General features: G+C 67.0%; 11 protein-coding genes. 5 read left to right on the forward strand and 6 right to left on the reverse strand.

All coding sequences use genetic code 11. The features are described from left to right. Positions 1 to 29: 29 nt before the first annotated feature. Positions 30 to 305 (reverse strand): hypothetical protein, encoded by a 276-nt coding sequence (locus APY03_RS07625; protein ID WP_068675471.1) that lies wholly within the window; start codon positions 303 to 305, stop codon positions 30 to 32. Positions 306 to 474: 169 nt separating this feature from the next. On the opposite strand from APY03_RS07625, the gene APY03_RS07630 reads away from it, so the two are divergent. Beyond that, positions 475 to 1,089: a response regulator gene (locus tag APY03_RS07630; protein WP_068675474.1), complete on the forward strand. Its 615-nt coding sequence runs from the start codon at positions 475 to 477 to the stop codon at positions 1,087 to 1,089. Further along, entirely contained in the window at positions 1,089 to 2,891 is a 1,803-nt protein-coding gene (locus APY03_RS07635) for an ATP-binding response regulator (protein ID WP_068675475.1), read from the forward strand. The genes APY03_RS07630 and APY03_RS07635 overlap by 1 nt, the downstream gene beginning before the upstream one ends. 37 nt (positions 2,892 to 2,928) lie before the next feature. On the opposite strand, the gene APY03_RS07640 is transcribed toward APY03_RS07635, so the two are convergent. Next, a complete protein-coding gene (locus APY03_RS07640) occupies positions 2,929 to 4,611 on the reverse strand; it encodes a pentapeptide repeat-containing protein (RefSeq protein WP_083944215.1) in 1,683 nt (560 codons plus the stop codon). A 297-nt stretch (positions 4,612 to 4,908) separates the two neighbouring features. After that, a complete protein-coding gene (locus tag APY03_RS07645) occupies positions 4,909 to 5,112 on the reverse strand; it encodes a hypothetical protein (RefSeq protein WP_068675479.1) in 204 nt (67 codons plus the stop codon). A 107-nt stretch (positions 5,113 to 5,219) separates the two neighbouring features. Between APY03_RS07645 and APY03_RS07650 the strand changes: the two genes are divergently transcribed. Beyond that, entirely contained in the window at positions 5,220 to 6,035 is an 816-nt protein-coding gene (locus APY03_RS07650; RefSeq protein ID WP_068675481.1) for an isocitrate lyase/PEP mutase family protein, read from the forward strand. On the opposite strand, the gene APY03_RS07655 is transcribed toward APY03_RS07650, so the two are convergent. Continuing rightward, complete coding sequence (locus tag APY03_RS07655) at positions 6,036 to 6,695, reverse strand: helix-turn-helix domain-containing protein (protein WP_146039433.1); 660 nt, start codon at positions 6,693 to 6,695, stop codon at positions 6,036 to 6,038. A 69-nt stretch (positions 6,696 to 6,764) separates the two neighbouring features. On the opposite strand from APY03_RS07655, the gene APY03_RS07660 reads away from it, so the two are divergent. Together APY03_RS07660 and APY03_RS07665 are read left to right on the forward strand one after the other, a co-directional pair. Further along, complete coding sequence (locus APY03_RS07660) at positions 6,765 to 7,538, forward strand: aldolase (RefSeq protein ID WP_068675485.1); 774 nt, start codon at positions 6,765 to 6,767, stop codon at positions 7,536 to 7,538. Positions 7,539 to 7,552: 14 nt separating this feature from the next. Beyond that, positions 7,553 to 8,638 (forward strand): TRAP transporter substrate-binding protein, encoded by a 1,086-nt coding sequence (locus APY03_RS07665; protein WP_068675487.1) that lies wholly within the window; start codon positions 7,553 to 7,555, stop codon positions 8,636 to 8,638. 22 nt (positions 8,639 to 8,660) lie between these two features. Here APY03_RS07665 and APY03_RS07670 read toward each other — a convergent pair whose 3' ends face one another. Together APY03_RS07670 and APY03_RS41285 are read right to left on the reverse strand one after the other, a co-directional pair. Then, positions 8,661 to 9,578, reverse strand: a complete 918-nt coding sequence (locus APY03_RS07670; RefSeq protein ID WP_068675490.1) for an aspartyl/asparaginyl beta-hydroxylase domain-containing protein — start codon at positions 9,576 to 9,578, stop codon at positions 8,661 to 8,663. A 552-nt stretch (positions 9,579 to 10,130) separates the two neighbouring features. Next, a partial coding sequence (locus tag APY03_RS41285; protein WP_232324186.1) for a hypothetical protein occupies positions 10,131 to 10,478 on the reverse strand: 348 nt, incomplete at its 5' end.

Genomic DNA, 10,478 nt, shown 5'->3' on the forward strand with positions numbered 1-10,478 from the left:
CCGCCGACGCCGATGGAGCCGACCGCCGCTCAGGCCAGCTGAAAATGCTGCTCGATGCGTTGCGCCACCCGCCTGGAATGGCGGCGCAGCGCGTCGACGGGGTAGGAGCCGAGGAAGAGGCCGTCCACGTTGAGCTCGACGCTCGAAAAGAAGGAGCCCAGCGAAGCACCGGCGTCGTACAGGCAGAACGCCAGCGAATCGAATGTGCCGCTGTCGCCCGCCGGCCCCGCGCCGGCGAGGAAGGCGCTGATGCGGTAGGTGAAGGCGTGCGATCCGACGCGTTGGATTTCGACCAGGGGCTTCATTCGACTGCAGGCAAAGAGACAGGAGCGTGAATTTGTTGGGAGCTCGATGGTCGCCGCCGCGCCGGTTCGCGTAAATAGTCCAATTGGACCGGCCGCGGGGCGAAGGGACTTGGGCAGAATGGCCGGACGCCCTCCCGCTCCATGCCGCTGCCACCGCTGCCCGCCTTTCATGCTGCCGCCCCGCATTCTTCTCGTCGATGACCACGCACTGTTCCGCAACGGGCTGCGCATGGTCCTGACCGCCGGTATCGCGGACCTGGAGGTGGCGGAGGCCGCGTCGCTCGAGGAGGCCCTGCGCACGTCCATGCAGGAGCCGGCGCTGGTGCTGCTGGACATCCAGCTGCATGGCCTCAACGGGCTGGAAGGCATCGCGCTGGTACGGCGCAAGTGGCCTCAGGCGCTGGTGGTGATCCTGTCCTCGGAGGTCTCGCCGCACAAGGTGCGGCTGGCGATGGAGCGCGGCGCGTCGGCCTTCGTCTCCAAGGCCGAACCGGCCGACAGGATCCTGGCCGTGATCGGCCAGCTGCGCCAAGGTCTAACGGTGGCGGCCGATGGAATGCAGGCCGGCGAGGGCGGCGCGGACTCGCAGCCGCTGCTCACGCCGCGCCAGAGCGAGGTGCTCGACCTGATGTGCCAGGGCCTGTCGAACAAGCTGATAGGCCGGCGGCTCAACCTGTCCGAGAACACGGTGCGCGGCCATGTGCAGGCGGTGCTGGCGGCGCTGCAGGTCTCGAGCCGCTCCGAAGCCGGTTTCGCAGCGCGGCAGCGCGGCCTCGTGGCCTGATGGTCGACAAGCCGCGCCTGCCGGAGGAGCGCATGCTGGTGGAGCAGCTGCGGCTGCAGCTCGGCAACATCGGCGCATCGGTCATCCCGACCATCCTGCTGGCGCTGCTGCTGGTCTGGGTGCTCTCCAACGAGACCAACGCGCTCGCGATGCGGGCATGGGCCGGCACCATCATCCTGCTCAAGCTCTACCTCGCGCGGGACGCGCGGCGCCTGTTGGCCTCCGAGATCAGCCCCGCGAGCGCGCGCCGGCTGCTGGCGCGCAAGATGGTGCTCAACGCCATCGACGGCGTGGCCTGGGGCTCGTTGGCCTGGGCCGCGCTGGGCACCACCACGTTGGCCGGCAACGTGCTGGTGGTGGCGGTGCTGGCGGGCGTGGCCGGCAGCTCCATGTCGTCCCTGGCGCCGATCCTGCCGGCCTTCATCGTCTTCGGCACCGCCGAGCTGATCGTGCTGGGAGCCAAGCTGTGGTCCATGGACGATCCGGCCTACGACGCCCTGGGCGTCGCGGCAATCATCTACACCGCAGCCCTGCTGGGCCAGGCGCGCAACGGCTCGCGCGCGGCGCGCCGCGCCATCGGGCTGCGCTTCGAGAACCTCGAGCTGATCGAGCGCCTGCGCATCGAGACCGAGCATGCCCAGGCCGCGCACCGGGCGGCCGAGGAGGCCAACCTCGCCAAGTCCCGCTTCCTTGCCGCCGCCAGCCACGACCTGCGCCAGCCCATTCATGCCCAGGGCCTGTTCCTCGAGGTGCTGTCACGCACCAAGCTCTCGGCCGACCAGTACGACGTGCTGGCCAATGCGCGCGCCACCTGGCAGGCCTCGGCCGAGATGCTCGACACGCTGCTGGACTTCTCGCGCATCGAAGCCGGCGTGGTGGAGCCGCAGGCGCAGGTCTTCCCGCTGCAGCCGATGCTCAACAAGATCGAGAACGAGCTGGCGCCCCAGGCCGATGCCAAGGGCATCGTCTACCGCTCGCGCGAAACCCATGCGGCCGTGCGCTCCGATCCGGCGCTGGTGGCGCTGATCCTGCGCAACCTGGTGTCGAACGCGATCCGCTACACCGAGCAGGGCGGCGTGCTGGTTGCCTGCCGCGCGCGCGGGGAGCAGGTGCTGCTCGAGGTGTGGGACACCGGCATCGGCATCGAGCCCGCGCAGCACCAGGCGATCTTTCGCGAGTTCCACCAGCTCGGCAACGCCGAGCGCGACCGCCGCAAGGGGCTGGGCCTGGGCCTGGCGATTGCGCAGGGCCTGGCGCGGGCGCTGGGCCAGGAACTCTCGCTGGTGTCGGTGCCGGGGCGCGGCAGCGTGTTCAGGCTCACCCTGCCCGCGGCACGCGCCGGTGTGGTCGCCGACGAGGGTGCCGAGGCATTGCCGGCGCCCGCACGGGTGTTCGATCTGCGCGTGCTGGTGATCGACGACGACGAGTCGGTGCGCACGGGCATGCGCCAGCTGCTCGGCGCCTGGGGCTGCGCCTGCGACGTGGCCGATTCGATCGAGGAGGCGCAGGCGCTGGCGCGTGCGCACCGGCCGGGCCTGGTGATCAGCGACTACCGGCTGCGCGAGCTGCGCACCGGCGCCGAGGCCATCGCGGCCTTACGCTCGGAGTTCGGCGCGAGCCTGCCGGCGCTGCTGATCACCGGCGACACCGCCCCGCAGCGCCTGCGCGAAGCGCGCGCGAGCGGCGTGCCGCTGCTGCACAAGCCGGTGCTGCCGCGCCAGCTGTATCGCGCGATGACCGCGGTGCTGAACGGGCGCGAGCTCGATTCGTCCTTCGCGGCGCTCGAGGCGCGGCGGGCCTGAGGCAGCATGCTTCGGCCCCCGCCTCGTCGACGAACTGTCAGTCGTTGCGCGGGGGGTGGTCGAGAATTCCGAAAGGGTTGTGACCGATCAGGCAGCGCACGCCCGCACCCGTGCTCCGGGCATAGCCCGCACCATCGGTAGGCTCATCGTCCTCATCGGACAGCATCAACTCGGCGTACGCGACCTCGAGGCCGTGTTCCTTGCACCGGTCTTCAACGTACTTGCGGTGCTCGGGGACGGCATTGCTCATCGCCACCAGGTACTGGTTCGGTTGTCCGGGACTGCCCTCGACCAACACGCCGTTGGTAAAGGTCGACAACGCGCGCGGGTAGTTCCCGTTCTTCATCTTCTCAGCGTAGAGCAAGCCGCACCACTTCGACACCGGATATCCGGTGGATGCCAGCAGGTCGCTGCTGTGGTCGACGAAGCTGTGTTCGAGCTCGATGGCCATCTTCTTGTTGGCCTCGAGCAGAGTGTCGAAGGGCTCCTGGCCGAGCCGCGCGATCAACGCGTCCCGGTTGTCGGTCAGGAAGGTCACCGCCTCGTCGAAACTGTGGATCATCCAGCGGTCGCCCAAGAAGCTGACGTGCAGATCAATATGGAAGAAGATCTGCGGCAGCACAACGACCTCGCTGCCGAGAACGTGGCGCATCTTTCCGAGCGATTGTTCACGCGCTTGCTCCGAGGTGCGATCGGGAAGCGATTCCTCGCCAACGACGCAGGTCCCGTTCGGAAGGACGAAGACGTTGCCGCCCTCCATGAAGAAGTGGCTGCTCTCGAAATGCAGCTGCGGCATCTGGCTGTCGGTCGCGTAGACGCGGCCGGAGTCCAACCTGTCTTCGCGTACCTCGGACGGCATCACCGTGTACTTGCCCCCCGGTTGGTCCAGGCCCGCCTTGAACCACGCGTCGCGCATGAAGTGCAATCTGTTCTTGTATGGGGCCGTCTCGTTGGGCAGCACATGGGTTCGTTTGCGGAGGTCGTGAGGCAGCTTCAGCACCGAGGTCGTGACGAGGACATCGCCCGGCCGGATCATTTCGTCGGGGTGCCTGAGGGAACTCGGCAGCATCTCCTCAGGCAGCGCTGTCTTTCCGTTGACGAAGCATTTGCGGAACCGGACCTCGTTCAGGCGCGCGTTCGCCAGGTTCGTCCCGAAGAGGTTCGTGTCGGAGAAGCTGGTGCCCGTGCAATCCGCATGCTCGAGACTGGCGCCTTGCAGGCTGCACTGGAGCAGCGTCACGCCTTGCAGATCCGCGCCTCGCAGATCGCTGCCGCTCAGGTCGAGCTTTGCGAAGCAAAGGCCATCCGCGGAGGAGGAGGACTGCGCCAGCACGCGAACCGTAGCGCAGCCGAAGCTGGCCGAATCCTCTGCGTCCTCAAGGACAACATGCACCAGTGCGTTGCCGTCGCGAGTCGATAAGGATGTGATCTGCGCGGCACCTCCGTTCACCTTTACCGTGGCGGTCGGGCGGGCACGCTGGAGCGCATCGCACAGGGCGTCGGCCAAGATCGCGTGATCGGGCGGCGCCAAGCCGCGCTCGCGGGTCTGTTCTACCAGGCGATCGGCGAGTAGCGTGCCGGCGGCCTGTCTGGCGGATGGGTCTTGGGCGAGGTCGCCAATGACGACGGCCGGACCGACGACGCCAGCGGCGGTCCGTGATGGCCTGACCGTCTTCTGGTAGTCAAGTCTCGCGGCTGGAGCGACAGAGTTGGTTCTCATCGTTTGTGGACAGCTTCGCTTGCTGAAGAGGGCGACCCGCCCACGCTTTCAGCCGCTGGCTGTCATGACGCTTGACGAATCGACGTGGAAGTCGTGAGAAATTCTCGGAGAGCCCCCACGGCCAGGAGTCAGCAACAAACAAAATGTCAGGAACCGAACTCAACGCACGCTGTGAAAGCAGACAAACTGCACGCTGATGCAATCAGGCTCCATTCGTGCGCAACGCACCCCAAAGACGACCGCCTGGACGGCTCGAATCGATCGTCCACGGTAGAGGGTCGGCCGCGAAACGCTGCTTCACTCGCAGCGAAACAGCACGCCCTGCTCCGCCTGCGCCTTGCCCAGCATGCGGGCATTCAACCCCTTTTCCTGGCAATGGTTGCCAGCCTGCAGGTAGGTGGCGGCGCGCAGTGTGCCGTCGCGCATCGGGACGACCTGGTTGGGTGGCACCCCGCAGCCGGTGACGAGCAAGGCGACAAGGAGGGGTGCGAGCCAGTTCATCCGGCTATTTTGCAGTAGTTCCCTGGGTGCCTTCGACGCGGCCGTGCTCTATAACCACAGGCCGGGCTTCATGCGAAGCCCGGCACCCTTCCAAGCCGAGGTTCCTTATGACCCGTACCGTTGCCGAAAAGCGCGCCCTCTTCCGCCAGCTCCATGCCGACGGCTGCTTCGTGCTGCCCAACCCGTGGGACGTGGGCAGCGCAAGATACCTGGAAAGCCTGGGCTTCAAGGCGCTGGCTACCACCAGCTCCGGCTTTGCGTGGTCGCGCGGCCACGCCGATGGCGCACTCGCGCGCGAACAGATCCTGGCCCACCTGCGCGAGCTCGTCGCCGCCACGGATCTGCCCGTGAACGCGGACTTCGAAAGCGGCTTTGCCGCAGACCCGCAAGGCGTCGCTCAGAGCGTGCGCATGGCCATCGACACCGGCGTCGCTGGGCTGTCGATCGAGGACTCGACCGGCGATCCGGACCGTCCGCTATACGACATCGAGCTGGCGGTGGCACGCCTGCGCGCCGCGCGTGCGGCCATCGACCAGGAGGGCGGCGAGACGCTGCTGGTCGGCCGGGCCGAGAACTTCTTCCAGGGACGCCCCGACCTCGACGACACCATCGCCCGGCTCAAGGCCTATTCGGAGGCCGGCGCCGACTGCCTCTACGCGCCGGGCATCCGCACGCGCGAGCAGATCGCCGCGGTGGTCGCTGCGGTGGCGCCCAAGCCGGTCAACCTGCTGGTCGGCTCTACCAGCGAGCTGACGCTGCAGGACATCGCTGCGCTCGGCATCCGGCGGGTCAGTGTCGGCGGGGCGCTGGCGCGTGCGGCCTGGGGCGGCTTCATGCGCGCGGCGCGCGCGCTCGAGCAGGGGCGCTTCGACGGCTTTGCCGATGCCGCGTCGGGCGTGGAACTCAACGCCCTGTTCCGCTGATCACTGCGCGGACAGCACCAGCAGCGCCCGCGCCTGCGCCCGCCCGACGCGGGCGATACGGTGATTCAGGTAACCGGGGAAGTGGATGCAATCCCCTGTCTGCAGACGCTCGGTGCGCTCGGGGAAGATGACGTCGATGGTGCCGGCCAGCACATAGAGCATCTCCTGCCCTTCGTGCTGCGCCTGCAGCGAGCCGCCGCTTTGCCCGGGGTAGACGATGAAGGCCTCGAAGGCACTGACCGAACTCCCGTGCAGCAGCGGCGCGAAGCGATGCGCCGCCGGTTCCTCGGCCGCGTAGCCCGGCGCCAGTTCGGCGCCGCGGGTGATCTTGATGTCGGCCTTGTCCAGCGTCTCGCCGACCAGGTTGCCCATGCTGGTGCCCAGCGCCTTCGCCAGCCGCGCCAGCATGTGGATCGAGGGCGTCTTGAGGCCGCGCTCGAGCCGCGACACATGCGCCTTGTGCACGCCCACCGCATCGGCGAGTTCCTCCACCGTCATGTTCCGCAGGCGCCGCAGCGCCTTGATGCGCGGCCCCACGCTCTGGAAGGCGGGGACCGGCGCGCTCTCGTCCGCGGCCGGCGCGGCGGCCGCAAGGGTGCGCGGCTTCTTCGCCGGCGACGCGGCCGCAGGGGCACTGCGGGCAGGGATTCTGGTGGCCATGGTGCCTTCGATGTTGACACAGGTCAACACGTTGACCAAAATAGGTCAACAAGTTGACTTGGAGAGTGTATGCAAGGCGATCAGGACATCAAGGCGGCGGTCTACCGCGACCTGCAGGACAAGACCAGCCCTTCTTCGTGGAGCAACGTCGAGCAGTTGGTGCTGGCCTGCCGCATGCTCGCGGCCGAGGGGCACTGGGCCAACGGCCTGGCGGGGCAGATCACGGCGCGCGGCGAACAGCCCGGCACGTACTACACGCTGAAATTCGGCGTCGGCGCTGACGAGGCGACGCCGCAGGGCTTCATCCTCACCGACGACGACCTGCGCCCGCTCGATGGCGTGTCGCTGCCCAACCCGGCAACGCGCTTCCACCTGTGGGTCTATCGCGCCAACCCGGCGGTGCAGTGCATCGTCCACACCCATCCGGCGGCGGTGTCGGCGCTGTCCATCATCGGCCAGCCGCTGATCGTGGCGGGCATGGACGCCACGCCCTTCTTCGAGAACTGCGGCTACCTGGCGGAATGGCCGGGGCTGCCGATCGGCAACGACGAGGGGCGCCTCATTTCAGAGGCCCTGGATGGGCGCAAGGCGCTGCTGCTGGCGCACCACGGCCTGCTGACCGCCGGCGCCACGGTGGCCGAGGCCGCGACGCTGGCGATCTGGATGGAGCAGGCCGCGGCGGTGCAACTGCGCGCTGCGGCGGCCGGCACGATCAAGCCCGTGCCCGCGCACCTCGCGCGAGAGTCGCGCGACTTCCTGCTGAAGCCGCAGATCACGGACCTCACCTTCCAGTACTTCGCCCGCCGCGTGCTGCGCGCGGACCCCGCCTGTCTCAACGCCTGAGGAAAAAAACCCCCATGCAACGACGCTCCCTGCTCGCCGGCGCCGCCGTGGCCGCGACCGTTTCCGCACCTGCCATCGCGCAGGCCACGCCGGCCGTCCGCTGGCGCATGCCTTCGAGCTTTCCGAAGTCGCTGGACACCGTGTTCGGCGGCGCCGTCGCCATTGCCGAGATCGTGCGCAAGCTGACCGACGGCCGCTTCACCATCTCGCCCTTCGCCGCCGGCGAGCTGATGCCGCCGCTGGCGGTGCTCGACGGTGTGCAGAACCGCAGCGTCGAGTGCGGCCACACCGCCGGCTTCTACTATGTGGGCAAGGAGCCGGCCCTGGCCTTCGACACCGGCATCCCCTTCGGCATGACGCCGCGCCAGCACACGGCCTGGATGACCCATGGCGGCGGGCTGCCGCTGATGCGCGAGATCTACGATCGCTTCGACGCCGTGCAGATCCCCTGCGGCAACACCGGCGCGCAAATGGGCGGCTGGTTCCGCAAGGAGATCAAGCGCGTGGAGGATTTCCAGGGGCTGCGCATGCGCGTGCCCGGGCTGCTGGGCCGCGTCTACGCCAAGCTGGGCGTGACGCCGCTGCAGCTGGCCGCCGCCGACGTCTACCCGGCGCTCGAGAAGGGCACGCTCGACGCGGTGGAGTTCGTGGGCCCCTACGACGACGAGAAGCTGGGCCTGGCCAAGGTGGCGCGCTACTACTACGGGCCGGGGGTGATGGAGCTGGGCGCCTCGCTATGCTTCATTGCCAACAAGAAGGCCTGGGCCGAGCTGCCCGACAGCTACCGCGCAGCGCTGGAAGCCGCCTGCGCGCAGGCCGGCGCCGAGATGCTGGCCAAGTACGACGTAGGCAACGTGCCGGCGCTCAAGCGGCTGGTGGGCGGCGGCGCCAAGCTCAACTATTGGTCCAGGCCCATCATGGACGCGCTGCACAAGGCCACCCAGGAGGTGCTGAAGGACGAGGCCGCGGCCAACCCGGTCTTTGCCAAGGTGCACGGCAAATGGCGCGAGTTCCTCGACGAACAGCTGGTCTGGTCCTCGGTCAACGACGGCGCGGCCGAGCAGTACATGCTGGGCACCAAGCGTGCGGCGGCGCGCTGAACTCACCCATTGAACAACGCGCTCAGAAGAACAGCCAGTAGAACAGCCCGCCGAAGATCGCCCACTTGACGAGGTAGTAGCTGGGCTTGTTCCAGGCTTTCAACCGCTTGCCCAGCACGCGGATCTTGTAGACCTGCGCGAAAGCCTTGTTCAATCCACCGATCGGCTCGCCCTCCACGTTCTGCGTGGCGGCGGCCTTGATCATCCGCCAGCCGATCTCGCGGTTGATCCAGCGCGCTATCCGGTTGTTCAGCGGCCGCTCGATGTCGCAGAACAGGATCAGCCGGGTTTCATCGGTGAGGTTCTCGGCGTGGTGGATGTAGGTCTCGTCGAACATCACCGCCTCGCCGTCCTTCCAGTGGTAGGCCTGGCCGTCGACGAAGATCCTGCAGTTCGGCGCATCCTGCGGCACCTTGAGGCCCAGGTGGTAGCGCAGCGAGCCCGCGAACGGATCGCGATGCCGCACAAGGTTGCCGCCCGGCGGCAGGATCGCGAACATCGCCGCGCGCACCGAGGGAATGCCCGCCAGCAGCTCGGTCGTCTTCGGGCACAGGCCCCTGGCCGAGGGAAGGAAGTCGCCGTACCAGTTGAGATAGAAGCGCTTCCAGCCGGTGCGGAAGAAGGAGTTGAAGCCGATGTCGGTGTAGCCCGCCGCCGCCTTGATGTGCCCCTCGTCGAACAGCGCGAGGCCTTCATCGCGGATGGTCTGCCAGTTGTGCTGGAGCACGTCGAGCTCAGGGAACTGCCTCAGGTCGAGGTAGGGCTTCGACGGCACCGACGAGAACCAGTACATCAGCACGTTGAGCGGCGCGAAGAAGGTCGAGTGGTCGCTCAGCTGCCGCCCGAGCCGGTGTCGCACCTGCCCGCGGAAATGCACGTAGAGGCCGGACGCCAGGAAGACCAGGGGGATCAGGAGCTTGTACGACAGGAAGCTGGGCATCGATGGGCGACGTGCGGTTGTCGTCGGGATGGGGAAGCCGGGAATTCTCGCCGAATTGAGCACCGAGCGCAGCTGGGCGGGATGTTCTCATGGCCGAGTAGCCGGTGACTATCGGGCCGTTGGGCTTAACAATGCCTCGGTACCAAGACCCTCACGAGTCCCCCGGCAGAGTCTTTTTTGGTGCCGTGCATCAGACCCTTAACGACTGTGAGTGACACGAACTATATTTTTCCGCTTTGCTTGTCGATAACAATCGATGCCACTCCACCGACCTCGTTGTCTTTTATCGATCCCCCCACAAGGCCTCGATCACACGCCAGGGCAGCCGCTCGCCGTCGTACTCCAAGGCCCGGTGCCGCTCACTTGGATGGGACGGCGTGCGGGATTTGGGAAGATCTGATCCTTTTGGCCCAATCATCTTCGCGGGAGGACATCATTGGCGAAGGTGCGACGCAGTTCCTGGACTGTGCCCTCAATCCCCATTAATCCTGAGATCGGCCGCATTCAGCTCGCGGGAGAAGTTTGCTGCGCCTCTTGCGGCAAGAGATCAAGTCAAACAAGTTCGCTGTCCGGATCGAATCCATCGCCAACAGCGATTGCGTCAAGTTGCCTCAGAATCTCCGCCACTCGTTCGTGCTCGGCCTGCGTCAAATGTCGGCGCTTGTCGATGGCTTCGCTATTGACTCGCTCCAAGTCCAATACGACCTCAAACAACTGCTCCTCCCAAAGCTTGCCGCCGATGACGCTTCCCAGTGCTTCGACTCTGTGAACGAGCTCGTTCAAGCCGAGCAATCCGCTGCGATAGTCGACAACGACCTGTCGGATAAGTGATAGCTGTCTCTTCAGGAAATCGTCCATTTTTGTACTGGTACGGCATGCCCCACGGATCCAGCGGCAACT

This window comes from Variovorax sp. WDL1, from assembly GCF_001541225.1.
Lineage (GTDB): Bacteria > Pseudomonadota > Gammaproteobacteria > Burkholderiales > Burkholderiaceae_C > Variovorax.

What these genes read in the sequence shown, in the direction of transcription:
- APY03_RS07625 (WP_068675471.1), bottom strand. Translation starts at nt 305, where the DNA reads ATGAAGCCCCTGGTCGAAATCCAACGCGTCGGATCGCACGCCTTCACC.
- APY03_RS07630 (WP_068675474.1), top strand. Translation starts at nt 475, where the DNA reads ATGCTGCCGCCCCGCATTCTTCTCGTCGATGACCACGCACTGTTCCGC.
- APY03_RS07635 (WP_068675475.1), top strand. Translation starts at nt 1,089, where the DNA reads ATGGTCGACAAGCCGCGCCTGCCGGAGGAGCGCATGCTGGTGGAGCAG.
- APY03_RS07640 (WP_083944215.1), bottom strand. Translation starts at nt 4,611, where the DNA reads ATGAGAACCAACTCTGTCGCTCCAGCCGCGAGACTTGACTACCAGAAG.
- APY03_RS07645 (WP_068675479.1), bottom strand. Translation starts at nt 5,112, where the DNA reads ATGAACTGGCTCGCACCCCTCCTTGTCGCCTTGCTCGTCACCGGCTGC.
- APY03_RS07650 (WP_068675481.1), top strand. Translation starts at nt 5,220, where the DNA reads ATGACCCGTACCGTTGCCGAAAAGCGCGCCCTCTTCCGCCAGCTCCAT.
- APY03_RS07655 (WP_146039433.1), bottom strand. Translation starts at nt 6,695, where the DNA reads ATGGCCACCAGAATCCCTGCCCGCAGTGCCCCTGCGGCCGCGTCGCCG.
- APY03_RS07660 (WP_068675485.1), top strand. Translation starts at nt 6,765, where the DNA reads ATGCAAGGCGATCAGGACATCAAGGCGGCGGTCTACCGCGACCTGCAG.
- APY03_RS07665 (WP_068675487.1), top strand. Translation starts at nt 7,553, where the DNA reads ATGCAACGACGCTCCCTGCTCGCCGGCGCCGCCGTGGCCGCGACCGTT.
- APY03_RS07670 (WP_068675490.1), bottom strand. Translation starts at nt 9,578, where the DNA reads ATGCCCAGCTTCCTGTCGTACAAGCTCCTGATCCCCCTGGTCTTCCTG.